General features: G+C 71.1%; 19 protein-coding genes. 10 read left to right on the top strand and 9 right to left on the bottom strand.

Annotated elements, in window-relative coordinates:
• The first annotated feature begins 91 nt into the window (after nucleotides 1-91).
• Complete coding sequence (locus BMX74_RS00555) at nucleotides 92-292, top strand: EF-hand domain-containing protein (RefSeq protein WP_055507760.1); 201 nt, start codon at nucleotides 92-94, stop codon at nucleotides 290-292.
• An 18-nt stretch (nucleotides 293-310) separates the two neighbouring features.
• Here the strand turns inward: BMX74_RS00555 and BMX74_RS00550 are convergent, their stop codons facing one another.
• Complete coding sequence (locus BMX74_RS00550; RefSeq protein ID WP_218153832.1) at nucleotides 311-1,090, bottom strand: trimeric intracellular cation channel family protein; 780 nt, start codon at nucleotides 1,088-1,090, stop codon at nucleotides 311-313.
• Nucleotides 1,091-1,225: 135 nt separating this feature from the next.
• On the opposite strand from BMX74_RS00550, the gene BMX74_RS00545 reads away from it, so the two are divergent.
• Nucleotides 1,226-2,485, top strand: a complete 1,260-nt coding sequence (locus BMX74_RS00545; RefSeq protein ID WP_091097452.1) for an amidohydrolase — start codon at nucleotides 1,226-1,228, stop codon at nucleotides 2,483-2,485.
• A gap of 28 nt (nucleotides 2,486-2,513) precedes the next feature.
• Here BMX74_RS00545 and BMX74_RS00540 read toward each other — a convergent pair whose 3' ends face one another.
• On the bottom strand, nucleotides 2,514-3,797 hold the full coding sequence (locus BMX74_RS00540; RefSeq protein ID WP_055507756.1) for a hypothetical protein: 1,284 nt from the start codon (nucleotides 3,795-3,797) through the stop codon (nucleotides 2,514-2,516).
• 216 nt (nucleotides 3,798-4,013) lie between these two features.
• Between BMX74_RS00540 and BMX74_RS00535 the strand changes: the two genes are divergently transcribed.
• The gene (locus tag BMX74_RS00535) at nucleotides 4,014-5,294 is read left to right on the top strand and encodes an MFS transporter (RefSeq protein WP_091097450.1); all 1,281 of its coding nucleotides are present in this window, start codon (nucleotides 4,014-4,016) and stop codon (nucleotides 5,292-5,294) included.
• 13 nt (nucleotides 5,295-5,307) lie between these two features.
• Here the strand turns inward: BMX74_RS00535 and BMX74_RS00530 are convergent, their stop codons facing one another.
• Both BMX74_RS00530 and BMX74_RS00525 read right to left on the bottom strand, forming a co-directional pair.
• On the bottom strand, nucleotides 5,308-6,435 hold the full coding sequence (locus tag BMX74_RS00530; RefSeq protein ID WP_091097448.1) for an NAD(P)/FAD-dependent oxidoreductase: 1,128 nt from the start codon (nucleotides 6,433-6,435) through the stop codon (nucleotides 5,308-5,310).
• Between the two features lie 39 nt (nucleotides 6,436-6,474).
• Entirely contained in the window at nucleotides 6,475-7,011 is a 537-nt protein-coding gene (locus BMX74_RS00525; protein WP_091097446.1) for a hypothetical protein, read from the bottom strand.
• Between the two features lie 161 nt (nucleotides 7,012-7,172).
• Between BMX74_RS00525 and BMX74_RS00520 the strand changes: the two genes are divergently transcribed.
• The 7 genes from BMX74_RS00520 (at nucleotide 7,173) to BMX74_RS00490 (ending at nucleotide 13,463) form a co-directional block, all read left to right on the top strand.
• Nucleotides 7,173-7,802, top strand: coding sequence for an IclR family transcriptional regulator (locus tag BMX74_RS00520; RefSeq protein WP_055507750.1), 630 nt, complete (start codon nucleotides 7,173-7,175; stop codon nucleotides 7,800-7,802).
• 79 nt (nucleotides 7,803-7,881) lie between these two features.
• Entirely contained in the window at nucleotides 7,882-9,051 is a 1,170-nt protein-coding gene (locus tag BMX74_RS00515) for a homogentisate 1,2-dioxygenase (RefSeq protein ID WP_055507748.1), read from the top strand.
• Nucleotides 9,048-9,842: a hypothetical protein gene (locus BMX74_RS00510; RefSeq protein WP_055508575.1), complete on the top strand. Its 795-nt coding sequence runs from the start codon at nucleotides 9,048-9,050 to the stop codon at nucleotides 9,840-9,842. Before BMX74_RS00515 ends, BMX74_RS00510 begins: the two co-directional genes overlap by 4 nt.
• Nucleotides 9,839-10,942 (top strand): fumarylacetoacetase, encoded by a 1,104-nt coding sequence (gene fahA, locus BMX74_RS00505; protein ID WP_055507746.1) that lies wholly within the window; start codon nucleotides 9,839-9,841, stop codon nucleotides 10,940-10,942. Before BMX74_RS00510 ends, fahA begins: the two co-directional genes overlap by 4 nt.
• Nucleotides 10,943-11,027: 85 nt before the next feature.
• Nucleotides 11,028-11,852, top strand: coding sequence for an Ig-like domain-containing protein (locus BMX74_RS00500; RefSeq protein ID WP_091097444.1), 825 nt, complete (start codon nucleotides 11,028-11,030; stop codon nucleotides 11,850-11,852).
• Nucleotides 11,853-11,931: 79 nt separating this feature from the next.
• On the top strand, nucleotides 11,932-12,363 hold the full coding sequence (locus BMX74_RS00495; protein ID WP_055507742.1) for an NfeD family protein: 432 nt from the start codon (nucleotides 11,932-11,934) through the stop codon (nucleotides 12,361-12,363).
• A gap of 2 nt (nucleotides 12,364-12,365) precedes the next feature.
• Nucleotides 12,366-13,463 carry an SPFH domain-containing protein gene (locus tag BMX74_RS00490; protein ID WP_055507739.1) on the top strand — a complete coding sequence of 366 codons (1,098 nt, stop codon included), beginning with the start codon at nucleotides 12,366-12,368 and terminating at the stop codon, nucleotides 13,461-13,463.
• Nucleotides 13,464-13,587: 124 nt separating this feature from the next.
• Here BMX74_RS00490 and BMX74_RS00485 read toward each other — a convergent pair whose 3' ends face one another.
• The 5 genes from BMX74_RS00485 to BMX74_RS00465 all read right to left on the bottom strand — a co-directional run bounded on the left by BMX74_RS00485 (nucleotide 13,588) and on the right by BMX74_RS00465 (nucleotide 19,062).
• Entirely contained in the window at nucleotides 13,588-14,757 is a 1,170-nt protein-coding gene (locus BMX74_RS00485; protein ID WP_091097442.1) for a Gfo/Idh/MocA family protein, read from the bottom strand.
• Between the two features lie 10 nt (nucleotides 14,758-14,767).
• Nucleotides 14,768-15,580: a carbohydrate ABC transporter permease gene (locus BMX74_RS00480; protein WP_055507735.1), complete on the bottom strand. Its 813-nt coding sequence runs from the start codon at nucleotides 15,578-15,580 to the stop codon at nucleotides 14,768-14,770.
• Nucleotides 15,573-16,511, bottom strand: coding sequence for a carbohydrate ABC transporter permease (locus BMX74_RS00475; protein ID WP_055507733.1), 939 nt, complete (start codon nucleotides 16,509-16,511; stop codon nucleotides 15,573-15,575). The genes BMX74_RS00480 and BMX74_RS00475 overlap by 8 nt, the downstream gene beginning before the upstream one ends.
• Nucleotides 16,512-16,522: 11 nt before the next feature.
• The gene (locus BMX74_RS00470) at nucleotides 16,523-17,782 is read right to left on the bottom strand and encodes an ABC transporter substrate-binding protein (protein WP_055507731.1); all 1,260 of its coding nucleotides are present in this window, start codon (nucleotides 17,780-17,782) and stop codon (nucleotides 16,523-16,525) included.
• A gap of 146 nt (nucleotides 17,783-17,928) precedes the next feature.
• Nucleotides 17,929-19,062, bottom strand: a complete 1,134-nt coding sequence (locus BMX74_RS00465; protein WP_055508573.1) for an ROK family transcriptional regulator — start codon at nucleotides 19,060-19,062, stop codon at nucleotides 17,929-17,931.
• Nucleotides 19,063-19,148: the final 86 nt, after the last annotated feature.

Raw genomic sequence — 19,148 nt, 5'->3', positions numbered from 1 at the left:
TCGTGACAAGTCATGGCATTCCTCGACGCGTTGCGGGAAGTCGCCACTAAGGTCTGACGCTGATACGGATCTCCAGGGAAGGGTTCCCCCGATGAACGACTACGCAGTCACCTTCGACCTGATCGACGCCGACAACGACGGCCGCATCTCGGCCACCGAGCTGGTACGGCTGATGGAGGTGCTGGGACAGCCGATCACCCTGGACGCCGCCCAGGAGGGCGTGCGCAAACTGGACAGGGACGGCGACGGCCTGATCGACGTGAGCGAGTTCGCCGCCTTCCTCGGCCGCTGACCCCGGGGACGTCCCCGCTCAGTCGCCCTCGTCGCGACGCCGGTCACCGCGCCGGTCACCCCGCCGTTCACCGTGCCGTTCACCCTGCCGGTCACCCCGCCGTTCACCGCCCCGCCCGCGGCGTCGATCGCGGCGGGGGCGCGGCGGGTGGACGGCCTTGCCGAGGACGTCACGCGCCTCCCATTCCATGCCGCCGGGCAGTTCCCACCCTCGCCGGTAGGCGACCAGCCGCAGCGCCGTGCCCGCGACGACCGCCACGGGCGTGGCCACCACCACGGGCACGCCGAGCGCGGAGCAGATCACTTGCAGGCCCGCGACCAGGGCCGCGACCGACGCGTACAGGCCGTTGCCCCCGAACACGGCCGGGACGCGCTGCACCAGCAGGTCGCGCGTGGCGCCGCCGCCGACCGCGGTGATGGTGCCCAGCAGGATCGCCGGGAGCCAGCCGAGCCCGGCGGCCAGCGTCCGCTGCGCCCCCGCGACGGCCCACACGCTGAGCGCGATCGCGTCCAGCACGTAGAAGAGCCGGTTCCACTCCCGCTCGGTGAACTTCAGCAGGAACGCCACCCCGGCCCCGGCCAGGGCGATCGGGATGTAGAGGGGGTTGGTCAGCGCGAGCGGCGGCCCGTGCTGCAGCAGCACGTCGCGGATCAGCCCGCCGCCCAGGCCGGACACCACGCCGATCACGACGTAGCCGAACAGGTCCAGTTCTCGGCGGCGTGCCACCGAGCCGCCGAGCAGGCTGTTGATGAACACCCCGACCAGGTCCAGCGCCGTCGTGACCGTCTCGACCCGCACAGTCAGGAGCCTAGGGACGGCCGCGGGTGACCGGCCCGGGTCCAGCGGAGGGGTGGCCGAACATTTGCGGCCATTTGGAGTACTCCGGAGTCATATCCGGAAAGCATCTGCGGGTGAGGCCGAGGGGAGCAGCCCATGTCCGCGCGACTGTCCGTCGATACCGTGCTGGCCGGGCTTGACGGCATCAGGTCCGACCTGGAGGCGTTCTACCGTGACCTGCACGCCCACCCCGAGCTCGGGCACCAGGAGACACGCACCGCGGCCCGCGCGGCCGAACGGCTGCGGGCGTACGGTTACGACGTGTCGGACCGGATCGGCGGCACCGGCGTGGTGGGCGTGCTGTCCAACGGCGACGGCCCGTGCGTGCTGTTCCGCGCCGACATGGACGCCCTGCCGATCGAGGAGCGCACCGGCCTGCCCTACGCGAGCACGGCCGTCGACGGCGACGGCCGGCCCGTCATGCACGCCTGCGGGCACGACGTCCACGTCACGGCGCTGCTGGGCGCGGCCCGGCTGATGGCGCAGGCCAGAGCCGCCTGGAAGGGCACCCACATCGCGCTGTTCCAGCCGGCGGAAGAGTCCGGAGAAGGCGCCCGCGCCATGATCGCCGACGGGCTGGCGGACCGCATCCCGAAGCCTGACGTGTGCCTGGCCCAGCACGTGCTGCCCTATCCGGCGGGCCAGGTGCTCACCCGGCCGGGGCCCGCGCTGTCGGCCACCGACAACTACCGCATCACCGTGCACGGCCGCTCGGCCCACGGCTCGTCCCCCGACCGGGGCGTCGACCCGGTGGTGATGGCCTCGATGCTCGTGGTCCGCCTGCAGACGGTCGTCTCCCGCGAGGTCAGCCCGCTCACGCCGGTCGTGCTCACGGTGGGCAGCATCCACTCCGGCGCCAACCCCAACAACATCCCGGAGACGGCCGAGATCCAGCTGAACGTGCGCACCTACCAGGAGGAGGTGCGGCAGCGCGTCAAGGACGCCATCGTCCGCATCGCCCACGCCGAGTGCGCCGCCTCAGGTGCCCCCCAACCCCCCGACATCGACCATTTCGGCACCCTTCCCCCCACGATCAATGACGAGGAGACCACGCGGAGGGTCGCCACGTCCTTCTCCGCCTTCTTCGGCGAACGGGCGAGGGAGCTCGGGATCCAGACCGCCAGCGAGGACTTCAGCGAGATACCGAAGGCGCTCGGCGTGCCGTTCACGTACTGGGGCTTCGGCGGCACGGACCCCGCCCTGTACGCGCGGGCGGCCGCGAAGGGCACGATCGCCACCGACGTCCCCACCAACCACAACGCCGCCTTCGCCCCGGTCGTCCAGCCCACCCTGGACACCGGCGTGCAGGCGGCCGTGGTCTCGGCACTGGCCTACCTGGGGAACGGCGCCCGCTGAAGAGCCGCGGGCCGATTCGGCGGCCCGGCTAGGCGCGCAGGTAGACCTGGCCGAAGACCTCGGCGAGGTTCTTCAGGTCGGTGGCGCTGTCCACCTCGGGGTTGGCCGGGTCGTAGACGGTGGCCAGCCGCTCCCGGACCGAGCCGAGCTTCTTCAGCTGGTCCCAGGTGGCGTTGGCGGCCCACTTCTCGCCGAACGCGCGGTGGACCTGCCCCTGGTCATCCACCCAGCGGGTCCACAGGGTGACGGTCTCGGCGGCGTCGTCCCTGAGGGGCGTGGCGACGCGGTCGGTGATCGCCTGGGCGGCCTGCTCGGCGGTGAAGGAGGGCGAGCCGGGGGCGGCGGAGAAGCCGGCGTCCTCGGCGGCGATCTGGGCGTAGGCGTCCCAGGCGCGGGCGCGCACCTGGATCCACTGGTTGCGCTGCGCCTCGGCGGCGTCGATCTTCCAGGTGGAGTAGCCGGAGGCCAGCAGGCCGCTGTCGAGGGTGAGCTGGTCGAGCAGGCCCTTGGAGAGCCAGGCGCCGACGCGCTCGGGGGCGAGCAGCGGGTACTTCTTGGTCATCTCGGCCTTGCAGGCGTCGTTGGCGCCGCAGGCCAGCACGGGCACCACGGTGTGGGCGGCGAGCTTCTTGCCGGGGGCCAGCCTGCGCAGTTCGGCGGTGGCCTCGGCGAGGAACTTGTCCACGTCTTCGGCGGCGGTGAACGTCTGGTTGAAGCCGAGCTGCGAGGTGAACCTGATGCCGACGACGCCCTGCTGCACGGCCAGGGCCGCGATCTTCTTGGCGGCCTCGGCGAGGTGGCCCGCCTTGTAGTCGTCGGCCAGCTCGGTGTCGATCCAGGTGCGCATGCCGGTCTGGGCGGACGTCTGGGTGGCCTTGCCCGCGGTCGTCTCCCGCGCGGCGGTCCTCTCGGCCTGCGAGACGGCGTCGGGGTCGACGTAGCACTTCTCGCCGTTCTGGCACTCGGGGGTGCCGCCGTCCTCGGTGCCGTCCACGTCGGGGCCGCCGACGTCGTGCATCTCGCCGTCGCCCTCGGAGTCGGTGGCGCACTCGTTGCCCGCCTCGGAGCAGTCGACCACGACCTCGCCCATGGGGCCCGAGTCGCGCATGTTCTGGCCGTCGTTGTCGAGCCAGAACCTCGCGATGTCGTACGCCTCCTCCGGGGTGGCCATCCACTTGCAGACGACGTAGGCGGGGGTGTCGGCGGACAGCAGGTCGTTGCAGCTCCGCGGGTCGTCCTCCGACCAGGCCGGGACTCCGACGCCGAGTAAGGAGAGGGCGAGTCCGATGACGAGAAGCTTCCGCAGTCGCATGGCGCCTTTACTCCAAAGTGATGATCGTGGCCATCTGGCACAATATCCGGACGATCAATTACGTTCAATGAGATCGCGACATTCTTCACGCGGAATTCCACGCCCCGTAGCCGCCCGAGTCGGGACGACCTCCGCTCCCCGTACACCCCCGAAAATTCGGACGACACGGACGCCGATGAACGGGAGAATGGGGCGGCTGGTCGAGGGGGTCATCTGGTGCACGGTTTCGTCGGCGATCTCGGGCTGCTCCGGGATCGGCGCTTCGCGCTGCTCATGTCCGCCAGGACGATCTCCGTCCTCGGCACCGCGTTCGCACCCGTCGCCCTGGCCTTCGGCGTCCTCGCCCTGCCCGGCGCCGACGCCTCCACCCTGTCGGTGGTGCTGACCGCGCAGTCGCTGCCGCTCGTGGTGTTCCTGCTGGTGGGCGGCGTCATCGCGGACCGGTTCCCGCGCCACCTGGTCATGACGGCCGGCGAGTCGATCAACGCGCTGTCCTACTTCGCGCTCGCCGCCATGCTGCTCACCGGCTGGACGCCGCTGCCCGCCCTGGCCACGGCCGCCGCCGTCTCCGGCATCGCCACGGCCGCGCTGTACCCCGCCCTGACCGGCATCATCCCGGAGGTCGTGCCCCCGGAACGGCTCCAGTCGGGCAACGCGCTGCTGGGGCTCGGGGCCAACACCTCGCGCGTGGCCGGCGCCGTCATGAGCGGCGGCGTCGTCGTGCTGTTCGGCGGCGGCTGGGCGCTCGCGGTGAGCGGGCTGATGTTCGCCGTGGCGGCCGTCCTGGTGGCCGGGCTGCGCCCGGCGCGGGCGGGCGGCGAGGGCGCCGGCTCCGGGGCGGAGGCGGCCCGCGAGGCCGGTGGGTCCGTGCTGGCCGACCTGCGCGACGGCTGGCGCGAGTTCAGCTCCCGCCAGTGGATCTGGGTGGTGGTCGCGCAGTTCTCGGTGCTGGTCATGGCCATGCAGGCGGGGCACGGCGTGCTCGGCCCGCTGTGGGCGAAGGAGAGCCTCGGCGGGGCGCCCGCCTGGTCGGCGTTCCTCGCGGGCGAGGCCGTGGGCACCCTGGCCGGGGTGGTGCTGTCGCTGCGGCTGCGGCCGAGGAGGCCGATCCTGCTGGGCGTGCTGCTGTGCTTCCCCACGGCCCTGCCGTACGCGCTGCTCGGCTCCGGCGCGCCGCTGTGGCTGACCGTGGCCGGGGCGTTCCTCATGGGCGTCTGCTTCGACGTCTTCGGGGTGCTGTGGGCGACCACGATGCAGCGGGAGGTCCCGCCGGAGTCGCTGTCGCGGGTCGCCTCCTACGACGCGCTCGGCTCGCTCATGTTCGGCCCGATCGGCCTGATGCTGGCCGGGCCCGTGGCGCACCTGATCGGCACGCAGGCCGCCCTGCTCTGCTGCTCGGCGATCGTGGTGGCGACCACGACGGCCGCGCTCCTCTCCCCCGGCGTGCGCAGCCTGCGCGCCCCCGAGCCCGACCCGGCCGTGCCTGCCGCGAGCTGACGGGGCCGCGCCGTCAGCGCGCCTCGCCGCTCGTCCGCAGGCCGCGCGCCGGGGTGCGCGGGTGCAGCCCGAAGCGCGGCTCCGGCGGGTACGCCCCGTCGAGCACGCCCGCCACGTACGCGGCGAAGGCGGGCGCGTGCTTGAACCCGTGGCCGGAGTCGCCGCCGAGCAGCCAGACGCCCGGCGACGCCTCGGCGACGACCCATTCGGCGTCGGGGGTGAGCGCGTACTGGCAGACCTGGGTGAACACCAGCGGCGCGGCGGCCAGCGAGGGGAACCTGCGCCGCAGGTAGCCCCTGGCGAGGTCCACGCTGGACGGGTCCACGGTGCGCGAGCCGTGCTCGGGCTCGTAGGGGCCGCCTTCGGCGTCGGAGGTGGCCTTCATGCCGACGCCGTCCACGTCGCCGTGCCCGTACGCGGCGGCGCCGTGGTCCACCCAGGCGGGCGTCTCCGGCACCGACCAGGCGGGCGGCACGGCGAAGTGGAGGGTGTCCTGCTTGGTCACGGTGATCGGGACGTCGAACAGCGCGGGCAGCCAGGCTCCGCACGCCCACACCACCTGGTCGGCGGTCAGCGTCTCGCCGTCCACCTCGACGGCCGGCAGGTACGCCCCCTCCTCCCCCGTGACGGGCGTCGCCCTGCCGGTGACCAGCCGGACGCCCGCGTCCTCGGCGAGCCGCGCCGTGACCTCGGTGGCGCGCCTGGCCCTGATGACGCCGGCGTGCGGCTCCCAGAGCAGGAAGCTGAGGTCGTCGCCGCGGTAGTCGGGGAAGAACCTGGCGCCGTCGGCCGGGTCCAGCACCTCGCAAGGGATGCCGAGGTTCTTCAGCGTGCCGGCGCTGGCCTGCTCCCAGCCGCCCGGCGTCCCGGCGAACCAGAGCAGCCCGGACTCCAGGTACAGCGGCTCGCCGGCCCGCTCGCCGAGCCGCCGCCACTCGTCGCGCGCCTGCCAGGCGAGGCGGCTGTACCACTCGTCCGCGCCGTGGGCGCAGCGCAGCAGCCGTGTCTCACCCGAGCTGGACTGCCGGACGTGGCCCGGCCTGTGCTGCTCGACCAGTGTCACGCGCCGGCCGGACTCGGCCAGCCGCAGCGCCAGTGACGACCCCCAGATGCCCGCTCCGACCACGATGACCGATGCCATGAGTCCACCGTGACCGGAATGCCCGGCTTGCCGCAAGACTCAGACGACGATCAGCCGGACGACGACGCCCGCGCAGTTGCCCGCCACGCAGACGCGCACCGGGATCTCGGAGATCCCCGCGGCCTCGGGGACGCCGCCGACGTGCCCGTCGGGGCCGACGGCCACGCCCTTCGGCACCTTGGCGTGGTCGGTGACGGTGAAGGTGGGGAGCACTCCGCCCGGCCCGCCCTCGACGCCGATCTCGCCGTCGAGCGGCGTGCCAGGTCTGCCGAAGAAGGTGAGCTGCCGGGGCTCCCAGGGGACGTTCTGGAGCACGATGAGGCGGACGTGCTCCTCCTCGCACAACTGGCCCGAGCACACGCGCACCGGGGCCGCGTACGTGCCCGAGCGCTGCGGCGCCCCGGTGAGCCTGCCCGCCGCGTCCACGCTGACGCCCGCGGCGAGGTACCCGGCCTGGAACGTCACGCCCTTGTGCAAAGGGAGGAGGTTCTCGCTCGCCTCGATGCCCTCGGTGAGGTAAAAGGTGTCCTCGACGAGGAGGTCGTCCTCGGGTACGAGCGGGGTCTCGCCCGCCAAGTAGGTAATCTCGGACGTCGCTCGTGGCAGAGCGGGCGCCAACGCGCACATGGTCAACCCGGCAAGCAGTATCACCCACTTTTGCCGCATTTTTACCCCCCGACGCTTCTTGACCGTTACGTACCCCCTTCGCTGCTCTCAGTCACTAGATAATCGTTTCCATGGCCGCTGAATCAGCTCAGACCCTCGAACGCGGGCTCCGCCTGCTCAGGCTGCTCGCCGACGGAAAGGGCGGCCGGACGCCCACCGAGCTGAGCGCCGAGCTCGGGCTCAGCCGCCCGGTCGTCTACCGGCTGCTGACCACGCTGCTCGCAGAAGGCTTCGTCCGCAGGGACTCCGAGGGGCGCCTCCACCTGGGCTTCGGCGTCCTCGTGCTGGCGCAGGCCGTGCAGCCGCTGCTGCGCGCCGCCGCCCTGCCCGTCCTGCGCCGCCTGGCCGAGGACGTCGGGGCCACCGCCCACCTCACCGTCGCCGAGGGCGGCGAGGGCCTGGCGGTCGCCGTGATGGAACCGTCCTGGACCGACATGCACGTCGCCTACCGGGAGGGCTCGCGCCATCCGCTGGCGAAAGGCGCGGCGGGGCGGGCGATCCTGGCCCTGCGCGAGGGGCGCGGCGACTATCTCCTGTCGGAGGGGCAGTTGCAGGAGGGGGCGCGGGGAGTCGCCGCGCCCGTCGTCGGGCTGCCGTGGCTTGAGGCGTCCGTGGGGGTGGTGACGTTCGGGACGCTGGCCGAGTCGGTGGGGCCGCGCGTGGTGAAGGCCGCGGCCGAGCTGGCGTCCGCGCTGGGTTGACATCTCCTGGCCGATGGCGGACGGTAGTTCACACATAAAGGACACTTCCGTCCGATAAGCGGACATCATGGAGGGGCGGATGCCGTACTACCGGGTCGTGGGAGAGGTGCCGCGCAAGCGGCACGTGCAGTACAGGCGGCCGGACGGCGGTCTCTACGCCGAGGAGCTGATGGGTGAGGAGGGCTTCTCGTCCGACTCCTCGCTCCTCTACCACCGTCACCTGCCCACCGCCATCGTCAAGGCCGAGGCCGTCACCCCGGTCACCGAGACACGGCTGACCCCCAACCTGCCGCTGTCGCCCCGCCACTTCCGCACCCAGGACCTCACCAGCGCGGGCGACCTGGTGAACGGGCGCGTCCTGCTGGCGGGCAACAACGACGTCCGCCTGTCGTACGCCACCAGCGACCGGCCCAGCGAGCTGTACCGCAACTCGATGGGCGACGAGTGCGTATACGTGCAGCGCGGCCGCGTCCGCTTCGAGTCCACCTACGGCGCCATCGAGGCGGGCGAGGGCGACTACGTCGTCGTGCCGACGGGAACGATCCACCGCTGGGTGCCGCAGGGCCAGGTGAACGTGCTGGCCATCGAGGCGTCCGGCCACATCAGGCCGCCCAGGCGCTACCTGTCGCAGTACGGCCAGTTCCTGGAGCACGCGCCGTACTGCGAGCGCGACCTGCGCGGCCCGTCGGAGCCGCTGCTCGCCGAGGGCGAGGAGGTGCCGGTGCTGGTCCGCACGAGGGGCGGGCTGACCAGGCTGGTCTACCGCCACCACCCGTTCGACGTCGTCGGCTGGGACGGCTGCCTGTACCCGTACGCCTTCAACATCGACGACTTCGAGCCGATCGTGAAGAAGACGCACGCGCCGCCGCCCGTGCACCAGACGTTCGAGGGCCCCGGCTTCGTCGTGTGCTCGTTCTGCCCGCGCCCGCTCGACTACCACCCCGAGGCGATCCCGATCCCCTACAACCACCACAACGTCGACTCCGACGAGTTCATGTTCTACGTCGGCGGCGACTACTCGGCGCGCAGGGGCTCCGGCATCGACGTCGGCTCGGTGTCGCTGCACCCGGCGGGCTTCACCCACGGCCCGCAGCCCGGCGCCGTCGAGGCCGTGATCGACGCCATGGGGCGGGGCGTCACGACCACCAGCGAGATGGCGGTCATGGTCGACACGTTCCGCCCGCTCGACCTCGGCCAGGGCGCGCTGTCCTGCGAGGATCCCGGCTACGCCTGGACGTGGGCGCGATGACCGGCCAGGCGAAGGTGCGCGTCGGCGCCCTCTACACCGACCTGGTGGACGACGCGGGCCTGTTCCCGCCGACGTCCCTGCACATGGACCAGGCGCTGGCCCGGCACCGGCGCGACGCGGAACAGGGCAACCCGGTGCTCACCCACCGGTTCCTGTGCCCGGCGAGCAGGCTCGACCGGCTGCGTGAGGCGTCGCTGCGCCCGGACCGGATCGGCCTGATCGTCGACACGCCCGAGATCCCGCCCTTCGGCGACCTGCCCGTGGACTTCGTCGAGGTGCGCATGCCCGACGACCGGCCGGTCAGCACCTTCACCTCGCGGCTCGACCTGCCCGAGCGGGTGCGGCTGTTCGTGGAGGTGCCGCCGCGCAAATCCGTGGCCGGCGTGCCGGAAGGGGTGGGGCTGAAGATCCGCTGCGGCGGCGCGGAGCCCTCCGACTTCCCGCCCGCCGAGCACCTGGCCGCGTTCATCAAGTTCTGCGTGGCCCAGCGCATCCCGTTCAAGGCCACCGCCGGCCTGCACCACGCGGTGCGCCACTTCGACCCGTCGCTCAGCGTGGACCGGCACGGCTTCCTCAACCTGCTGGTGGCCGTCTGCGAGGCGGTCGAGGGCCGCGACCCGCTGGCGGTGCTGCGCATGACGGACGTCGGCCACGTGGTGCGCATGGCGAAGGCCGTGCCCGAGGAGACCGCCGAGCGGGCCAGACGGATCATGGTGAGCTACGGGTCGTGCAACACCCACACGCCGCTGGAGGACCTGCGGACGCTCGGGCTGATCGAGGAGGATCTGTGAGCTGGGGAGTGGACAACCTGCCCTACGGGGTGTTCTCGCGCGGCGGCGAGGCGCCCAGAGTGGGCGTGCGGTACGGCGACAGCGTGCTCGACCTGGCCGCCGCCCTGCACGACGAGGTCTTCGCCGCCCCCTCGCTCAACCCGTTCATGGCGCGGGGCCGGGCCGCCTGGAGCGACACCAGGAGGCTCGTCCAGACCAAGCTGACCGAGGACCTGAGCGTCACCGAGCAGCACCTCGTGCCGCTCGACCAGGTGCGGCTGCACCTGCCCTTCGAGGTGGCCGACTACGTCGACTTCTACTGCTCGCTCGACCACGCGAGCAACGTCGGCAAGATCTTCCGCCCGAACTCCGAGCCGCTGCCGGCCAACTGGCTGCACCTGCCCATCGGCTACCACGGCAGGGCGGGCACCGTCGTCGTGTCGGGCACGCCCGTCAGGCGGCCCCAGGGGCAGCTGCGGGCCGGGGAGTTCGGCCCGTGCCAGAAGCTCGACATCGAGGCGGAGCTGGGCTTCGTCGTGGGCGTGCCGTCCCGGCACGGCTTCCCGGCCGGGCCGCTGGAGGAGCACGTCTTCGGCGTGACGCTGCTCAACGACTGGAGCGCCCGCGACATCCAGGCGTGGGAGTACGTGCCGCTCGGCCCGTTCCTCGGCAAGTCGTTCGCCACGTCGATCTCGCCGTGGGTCACCCCGCTGGAGGCGCTGCCCAGGATCCCGGGCCGCGCCCAGGACCCCGAGCCGCTCGACTACCTGCGCAGGCACGGCGACTGGGGCCTCGACATCCAGGTGGAGGTCTGGCTGAACGGCGAGCTGGTGTCCAGGCCGCCGTACTCGTCGATGTACTGGACGCCCGACCAGATGCTCGCCCACATGACGGTGAACGGCGCGTCGCTGCGCACCGGCGACCTGTTCGCGAGCGGCACGATCTCCGGGCCGGAGCGGGAGCAGCGCGGCTCCCTGATCGAGCTGACCTGGAACGGCACCGACCCGATCAAGCTGGCCGACGGCCAGACCAGGGCGTTCCTGCAGGACGGCGACACGGTGACGCTCCGCGCCACCGCGGCGGGCCTGACTCTGGGAGAGGTGTCGGGCACCGTCGTGTAGGCCACTCGGTGTGCTTGCGTGCTCACTCCTCGCTACCCTGGGTGCTCCCTCTCCCTCTGAGCCCTTCGGAACGCAGGAGTCTGCCATGCGGCCCGCCATGGCGATCGTTCTCGCCCTTCTCCCGGCCGGCGCCGGGGCGTGCGCCGCGGAGACGGCGGCGGCCCCGGCCACGCCCGCCGTGGTGCGCGTCCAACCGGCGTTCGACGCCAGGCGGGCGCGCCCCGACCGCGGCCTCAGGGTCACCGCCGAGGGCGGCAGGCTCACCAAGGTCCTCGCCTACGTCGAGGGGCAGCGCGTCCGCGGGCGGTTCGACGCCGCCCGCACCACCTGGCGCTCCGACTGGACGTTGAAGCCGGGCGCCGAGTACACCGTGACCGCCACGGCCGCCACGGCCACCGGCCCGGTCACGGTGGCGTCCGGGCGGTTCCGCACCAGGCCCGCGTCCCGGCCGCTGCGCGTCGCGGCCGTCGCCCCGCTGCCCGGCGAGACGGTCGGCGTCGGCATGCCGATCGTCGTCGACTTCGACGCGCCCGTCCGCTACCGGGCGGCGGTCGAGCGGGCGCTGGAGGTCAGGTCGGCCGGGCCGGTCGAGGGCGCGTGGCGCTGGGTCGGCGACACCCGCGTCGTCTACCGCACCAGGACGTTCTGGCAGCCGCGGCAGCAGGTCACGTTCACCGCCCACCTGGCCGGGGTGCGCGCCGCCCCCGGCGTGTACGGCGCCGACGACATGACGCTCGCGTTCACGGTCGGCCGTGCCCGGATCGATGCCAAATCGCTGCGCGGTGACCCCGTAACCATCACCGCGACCGGTCGCGAATACACAGATGACAACGGCTGGGGTTTCTGGCGGCTGCCGTGGGACGAATGGCGTTCAGGGAGCGCCCTTGACGGCTCTTCGCCGGTGCCTTAACCGGAATGCGGGGATTACGGTAGAGAAGGGGGAACCAGTCGTGGATTAGGCCCGTTGTCCCCCTCAGGAGGGCCGGAGCATGGATGAATGGGTCATCTGGATAATCCTCGCAGTCGTCCTGGGCGTGGCTGAGCTCTTCACCGTCACGGCCTCGCTCGGCGTCCTGGGCGTCGCCGCCCTCCTGACCGCCCTGACCGCCGCCGTCGGGCTGCCCGTGCCCGTGCAGCTCGTCGTCTTCGCGATCGCGTCCGCCGCCGGACTGCTCGTCGTACGGCCGATCGCGATGCGCCACATCAGGCAGCCCCAGCTCCAGCGGTTCGGCGTGGAGGCCCTGGTCGGCAAGTCCGGCTACGTCGTCTCCGAGGTGACGGGGCGCGACGGGCGGGTACGCATCGGCGGCGAGGAGTGGTCCGCGCGCGCCTACGACGAGAGCCTGGTGATTCCCACGGGGGCGACCGTCGACATCATCGAGATCGAGGGGGCGACCGCCCTCGTGTATCCCCGGGAGTGACCATGGATCCGGTTTTGATAGTCGGACTGCTCGTCATACTCTTCGCGGTCTTCACCGTGCTCAAGGCCGTGCGCATCGTCCCGCAGGCCAGAGCGCGCAACGTGGAGCGGCTCGGCCGCTACCACCGGACGCTGAAGCCCGGACTCAACTTCGTCATCCCGTACATCGACCGCGTCTACCCGATGATCGACCTTCGCGAGCAGGTGGTCTCGTTCCGGCCGCAGCCCGTCATCACCGAGGACAACCTCGTCGTCGAGATCGACACCGTGCTCTACTTCCAGGTGACCGACCCTCGGGCGGCGGCGTACGAGATCGCCAACTACATCCAGGCGGTCGAACAGCTCACCGTCACCACGCTGCGCAACGTCGTCGGCTCCATGGACCTCGAGAAGACGCTGACCTCGCGCGACACGATCAACAGCCAGCTGCGCGGCGTCCTCGACGAGGCCACCGGCAAGTGGGGCATCCGCGTCAACCGCGTCGAGATCAAGGCCATCGACCCGCCCAAGACCATCAAGGACGCGATGGAGAAGCAGATGCGGGCCGAGCGTGACAAGCGGGCCGCGATCCTCACCGCCGAGGGCCAGCGCCAGTCGCAGATCCTCACCGCCGAGGGCGACAAGCAGAGCCGCATCCTGCGCGCCGAGGGCCAGCGCACCGCCGCGATCCTGGAGGCCGAGGGCCAGTCGCGGGCCATCGACCAGGTCTTCCAGGCGGTGCACCGCAACGACCCCGACCCGAAGCTGCTCGCCTACCAGTACCTCCAGGTCCTGCCGCAGCTCGCCCAGGGCCAGGGCAACACGTTCTGGGTCATCCCGAGCGAGGTGACGTCGGCGCTGCAGGGCGTGTCGAAGGCGTTCACGGAGGCGCTGCCCCGCTCGGCGGCCACCCGCGAGGAGACGCCGGAGAGCGCCATGATGGACGAGGAGGTCGCCAAGGCGTCGGAGGCGGCGGCGGAGGCCGTGGCCGACGCGCAGGAGGCCGAGAGCCCGCGCGGCCCGCGCCAGATCACGCAGGCCACGCCGTCGCCGTCGCCGTTCCCCGAGATGGACCGCGAACTGGACCGCGAGCCGCACGGCACCCGCGACCCGAACCAGTGACGCGCCGCCCCTGACGCCGTGCCTGTGACGCCGCGCCTGTGACGCCGCACCTGTGACGCCGTGCCGGGCGCACCCCGCGCCCGGCACGGCGCCTCTCAGGAAGAGAGCCGCGCCGGGTTCCCGGTCAGGGCTGGCCGGCGTCGAAGTACGCGGTCAGGCCGGGGTCGAGAGCCGGCACGTCGTACGGGGCGCCGCCGTCGCGCAGCGACATCGTGGCCATGTAGCCGGCGGCCACGCTCATCCTGGCGGCCACCGGCGAGGTGTCGGTGACGCCGCCCTCCCGGACGAACCGGCAGAACTCGCCGATGATCTGCGCGTCGGCGCCGCCGTGCGACCCGGTCGCCTGCGGCACCCGGTAGGCGATGTCGCAGTCGTCGCGGTAGCCGGTGGGTCCGGTGTTCCACACCTTCACCGTGTCGCCGGGCCCGTCGCCGAAGTTCTCCAGCCGGCCCTCGGTGCCGATGACCGTGTAGTTGCGCACGTAGTCGGGGCTGAAGTGGCACTGCTGGTAGGCGGCGATGACCCCGTTGTCCAGGCGCATGTTCATGACCGACACGTCCTCGACGTCGATGACGTGGTGCAGGTCGCGCCGCGCCGTCGGCGGCCAGTCGAACTCCTTCAGCCACCCGTCGGGCCGGGGCGTCTCGGGCGCGCGGCGCGGCAGGTCGCCGTAGACCATGAGGTCGCCGAACGCGTTGACCCTGGTCGTGTAGCCCCCGGCCAGCCAGTGGATCACGTCGAGGTCGTGCGCGGCCTTCTGCAGCAGCAGGCCGGTGGTGCGGGTGCGGTCGGCGTGCCAGTCCTTGAAGTAGTAGTCGCCGCCGTACGCGACGAAGTGGCGCACCCACACGGTCTTCGGCTCGCCGATGACGCCCTTCTGGATGATGTCGCGCATCAGCCGGACGACGCCCATGTGCCGCATGTTGTGCCCGACGTACAGCCTGGTGCCGGTGTCGCGGGCGGCGCGCAGGATCGCGTCGCAGCCCTCCACCGTGATCGCGAGCGGCTTCTCCAGGTAGACGGGCTTGCCGGCCCGCAGGCAGTCGATCGCGATGCGCTCGTGGGTGTCGTCGGGAGTCATCACGATCACCGCGTCGACGTCGTCGCGGCGCAGCAGCTCGCGGTAGTCCTCGGTGAGGATCCGCGCGTCGAACACGGCGGCCTGCTGCTTGAGCGCCACCGGGTCGATGTCGCACAGGGCCGTGACCACGGAGCCCCTGCCCGGCCGGTGCGCGGCGAGGGCGAGGCTGCTGCGCAGCCCGATGCCGATGACGCCGATACGCAGGTCTTCCACTACTGTCCTTTCACTTCGATCCGGTGAACGCGATGCCCTGGATCAGCTGCTTCTGCATGACGATGAACACCACGATGATGGGCGCGCTGGCCATCAGCGACCCGGCCATGAGCACGGGGTACTCGGTCATGTGCTCGCCCTGCAGGGCCGACAGGCCCGCCGAGAGCGGCATCTGCTCGGGATCGGTGTTGACGATGAGGGGCCACATGAGGTCGTTCCACGACCACAGTACGGTGAGCACCCCGAGCGCGAGCAGTCCTGGCCTGGCGAGCGGGAGCATCACGCTCCAGAAGATCCGCAGCGGGTTCGCGCCGTCGAGCCTCGCGGCCTCCTCCACCTCCGCCGGCAGCGTCATGAAGAACTGCCGCATCATGAAGGTGCCGAACGCGCTGAACATGCCGGGCGCGATCAGTCCCGGCAGGGTGTTGAGCCAGCCGAGCCCCTGGACGATCTGGTACTGCGGGATGAGGAACAACTGGCCCGGCACCATCAGCACCGACAGCAGCGCGATGAAGATGACGTTCCTGCCGGGGAAGCGCAGCCGGGCGAACGCGTACGCGGCGAGCGAGCAGAACAGCAGCTGGGCCAGGGTCCGCCCGACGGTCATCACGACCGTGTTGCCGAACTGCTGCAGGAACGGCCCCTCCGCCAGCACCTTGGCGAAGTTGGACCACTCGAACGACGGGATCCACACGGGCGGCGTCCTGGTCGCCTCGGTGAACGTCTTCAGCGAGGTGAGCACCTGCCAGAAGAACGGCATCACCATCGCCGCCGCGCCGACGGCGAGCAGCAGGTGGACGGGCCACAGCCGGCCGCTACGCATAGTGCACCCACCTCTTCTGCATGCGGAACTGGACGACGGTCAGCAGCAGCGTGATGAGCATGAGCACCACCGCCATGGCGGCGGCGTACCCCTTGGCGCCCTCCTCGAAGGCGCGGGAGAAGAACAGCGACACCACGGTCTGGGTGTCCTCGCGCGCCGGGTTGCCCTTGCGGAACATGAGGTAGACGAGGTCGAACATCTGCAGGCCGTTGATCACGCTGAGCACCGAGACGAAGAAGACGCTCGGCGACAGCAGCGGCAGCGTGACCTTGAAGAACTGCCTGACGCGTCCGGCGCCGTCGATGGAGGCGGCCTCGTACAGGTGGCTCGGGATCGACTGGAGGCCGGCCATGAAGATGACGGCGTTGTAGCCGATCTGCGTCCAGACGCCGACGAGGACGAGGGCGTACAGGGCGGTGGACGGGTTCGCGATCCAGGACGTGCCCTCGATCCCGACGAGGGAGAGCGCGTAGTTGATCAGGCCGTAGTCGCCGTTGTAGAGCCAGGTCCAGATCATGGCGACGGCCGTCGGCATCGTGACCACCGGGAGGAAGTACAGCGTCCGGTAGAACGACACCAGCTTGAGCCCCTTGGTGTTGAGCAGGGCCGCCACGGCGATGGAGATCGGGATGCCCAGCAGGCTCAGGCCGCCGTACAGGAAGGTGTTGCGCAGCGCCTTGCCGTAGGCCGCGTCGGTGAACAGCTTCTCGTAGTTGCTCAGCCCCACCCACGACGAGTCGCCGAACAGCGTCCACTCGGTGAAGCTGTAGTAGACGGACTGGACGACCGGCCACAGGTAGAAGACGCCGAGCCCGAGCACCAGCGGCGCGATCATCGCGTAGCCCCAGACCCACTCGCGGTCGCGCAGCCTGCGGCGGGTGGCGGGGTGGGCGGCCGCCCGTGCGGGGGCCGCCCTCTCGACCGTGCTCATCTGCCCTGAGCTCACTTCTCCTGCGACAGGGCCGCGTTCATGGTCGCCGCGAACTGCTTGGCGACCGTCTCGACGTCCTGCCCGTCGGAGAACGCCTTGGTGATGGCGTCGGTCTCGGCGGCGGACCAGCCCGCGGTGTTCTTCGACACCGGATACGGCTTGGCGTCGGGGAGCTGGTCGATGAACGCCTGCAGGTGGACGTTCGGCATCGACTTCACCCAGGTCTCCTGCAGGCCCTCGTAGGCGGGGATCACCGCGCCGCTCTCGGCCTGGATCTTGTTGGCCTGCTCGGAGCCGAGGAACTTGAGGAACTCCCACGCCTCCTTGGGGTGCTTGGTCTTGGCGTACACGACGTTGGCCAGGCCGTGGATGACGGTGGCCTTGCCCTTCGGCCCGGCGGGCAGCGGCGCGACGTCGGCGGCGAGCCCCTCGGTCTTGGCGTACTGCGGGGCGTCGTACGAGCCGTCGTACCACATCGCGAGCTTGCCGCTCTTGAACATCTCGATGGGGTCGTTGTCGGTCATCTGCTGGATCGACGGCGACAGCTTCTGGTCGAGGAACTCCTTCCAGAACTTCAGCCCCTCGATCGTGGCGGGGTCGTCGTAACCGGACTTCTTCTTGTCGTCGGAGACGACGTAGCCGCCCGCCTGGAAGATGGTGTTGTAGTACACCTCCTGCGGCCAGGCCATCGCGCCGATGCCGTACACGCCCTTGCCGGGGTCGGTCAGCTTCTTGGCGGCGGCGCGGACGTCGTCCCAGGTCCAGGAGGCGTCGGGGTAGGCGACCTTGGCGGCGTCGAACAGGGCCTTGTTGTACCAGAGGCCGATCGTGTCGAAGTCCTTGGGGATGCCGTACTGCTTGCCGTCGATCGTGTAGAGGTCGACGAGCGACTTGGGGAACTTGCCCATGTCGACCTTGTCCTGAGCGATCTGGTCGGAGATCGGCATGAGCGCGCCTTGTGAGGCGTACAGGCCGATGCGGGGACCGTTCATCCAGAACACGTCGGGCGCGCTGCCGCCGGCGGCGGCCGTCTGCAGCTTGGTCCAGTACTCCTTGTTGGGGGTGAACTGGAGCTTGACCTCGATGGAGGGGTGGGTCCTGGTGAACTCCTCGATGATCTTCTTCATCGCCGCGCCCTGGTTCTTCTCGTCCCAGTACGCGTAGGTCAGCGTCACCTTGCCGTCGGAATCGCCCCCGCCAGACGAGGAGCATCCCGCGAGTCCTGCCACGAGCGCACCGGCGCACACCAGCGCCCACGTCTTACCTGTCATGTCGTCCCCATCTGTCGGGTCTGTGCAGTGACTGGAAGATAGCGCGCATTTATGAATGCAACTAGAGAAAATCGAGCATGATCTTGCAGAAGATGCACGCAAGCGACGGAACCGTGACCGCTCCGTAACAGATTTATCTAAGCCGACTACGAAAAGAGCAGGTGATCGGCATGATCCAGCGCCCACCTGACGGCGCCCAGCGCGATGCAGTCGCTGCCCAGCCCGGAGGCCACCACCTTCGGCGGGTACAGGCAGCACTCGTCCAGGTGCGCCTGGATGGGCCCGACCAGCAGGTCACCGGCCCTCGCCAGGCTGCCGCCGATCACCACCATCTCCGGGTCCAGCGGGTTCACCAGCGTCACCAGGCCCTCGCCCAGGTTCCTGGCGAAGTCACGCACCGCCCGCACCGCCCGCCCGTCGCCCGCCCGCGCCCGCTCCACCGCGAACTCGGCCGCCTGCTGGTGCGAGCGCAGCTCGCCCGGCTCGACCTCCATCGCGTACCCCACGAGGTGCCTGAAGACCTGCCAGTGCTCGCCCGACTGCCGCCCGATCTCCCCGGACGCCGCGTGCGCGCCCCGATGCGGCCGCCCGCCGACGAGCAGGCCCAGCCCCAGCCGGTGACCGGTGAACAGGTACACGACGTCGTCGTGCCCCTGCGCCGCGCCCCGCCAGTGCTCGGCCAGCACCGCGAGGCGCATGTCGTTCTCCACGAGCACCGGCGCCGGCAGCCGGCCGGCCAGCTCGCCCTGCAGGTCGAGGCCCGTCCAGCCGGGCAGGATCACGCTCTTGACGACCCGGCCCGCGCCGTCGACCACGCCCGTGGTGCCCACGCCCACCGCGGCCAGCCGGTCCACGGCGAGCCCCGCGTCGGCCGCGGTCCCGCGGACCAGGGCGGCGACGGCGTCCAGCCGCTCCGGCACCGTCATCGCCTCGTACGCCGGGGCCTCCGCCGCCGCCACGATCGTCCCGTTGAGGTCGGCGACCATCGCGCGCAGCGTGCCCGCGCCGATGCCGACGCCGGCGACGTGCCCCGCCGACGCCCTGAACCTGAACCGCTTCGCCGGACGCCCGCGCTGCCTGTCGCCCTGCTCCTCGTCGCACTCCTCGGCCCAGCCCTCGGCCACCAGCTCGTCCACGATGACCTCGGCCGTCGGCCGCGACACGCGCGCCGCCCTCGCCAGCTCCGACAGGGTGGCGACGCCGGCCTCGCGCAGGATGCGCAGGATGGCCGCCGAGTTGAGCCTGCGCAGGAGGGAGGCGTCGCCGCTCTGCTGTCGCACCGAAACCTCCACCTGGACCGTCTGCCCCTCCATCGTACTTAACAAAGCTTCTTGTGTAATTGGAGCCCGTCGAGCTGCCGCGTGAA

The sequence above is a fragment of the Nonomuraea pusilla genome, from assembly GCF_900109355.1.
Lineage (GTDB): Bacteria > Actinomycetota > Actinomycetes > Streptosporangiales > Streptosporangiaceae > Nonomuraea > Nonomuraea pusilla.
Note: the sequence above shows the minus strand (reverse complement) of the source record. Positions and strands in the feature narration are given on the sequence as shown.

Coding starts and splice junctions, on each gene's coding strand:
- BMX74_RS00490 (WP_055507739.1), top strand. CDS start 12,366: ATGGATCCGGTTTTGATAGTCGGACTGCTCGTCATACTCTTCGCGGTC.
- BMX74_RS00510 (WP_055508575.1), top strand. CDS start 9,048: ATGACCGGCCAGGCGAAGGTGCGCGTCGGCGCCCTCTACACCGACCTG.
- BMX74_RS00530 (WP_091097448.1), bottom strand. CDS start 6,435: ATGGCATCGGTCATCGTGGTCGGAGCGGGCATCTGGGGGTCGTCACTG.
- BMX74_RS00555 (WP_055507760.1), top strand. CDS start 92: ATGAACGACTACGCAGTCACCTTCGACCTGATCGACGCCGACAACGAC.
- BMX74_RS00500 (WP_091097444.1), top strand. CDS start 11,028: ATGCGGCCCGCCATGGCGATCGTTCTCGCCCTTCTCCCGGCCGGCGCC.
- BMX74_RS00520 (WP_055507750.1), top strand. CDS start 7,173: ATGGCCGCTGAATCAGCTCAGACCCTCGAACGCGGGCTCCGCCTGCTC.
- BMX74_RS00515 (WP_055507748.1), top strand. CDS start 7,882: ATGCCGTACTACCGGGTCGTGGGAGAGGTGCCGCGCAAGCGGCACGTG.
- BMX74_RS00540 (WP_055507756.1), bottom strand. CDS start 3,797: ATGCGACTGCGGAAGCTTCTCGTCATCGGACTCGCCCTCTCCTTACTC.
- BMX74_RS00495 (WP_055507742.1), top strand. CDS start 11,932: ATGGATGAATGGGTCATCTGGATAATCCTCGCAGTCGTCCTGGGCGTG.
- BMX74_RS00480 (WP_055507735.1), bottom strand. CDS start 15,580: ATGCGTAGCGGCCGGCTGTGGCCCGTCCACCTGCTGCTCGCCGTCGGC.
- BMX74_RS00475 (WP_055507733.1), bottom strand. CDS start 16,511: ATGAGCACGGTCGAGAGGGCGGCCCCCGCACGGGCGGCCGCCCACCCC.
- BMX74_RS00470 (WP_055507731.1), bottom strand. CDS start 17,782: ATGACAGGTAAGACGTGGGCGCTGGTGTGCGCCGGTGCGCTCGTGGCA.
- BMX74_RS00545 (WP_091097452.1), top strand. CDS start 1,226: ATGTCCGCGCGACTGTCCGTCGATACCGTGCTGGCCGGGCTTGACGGC.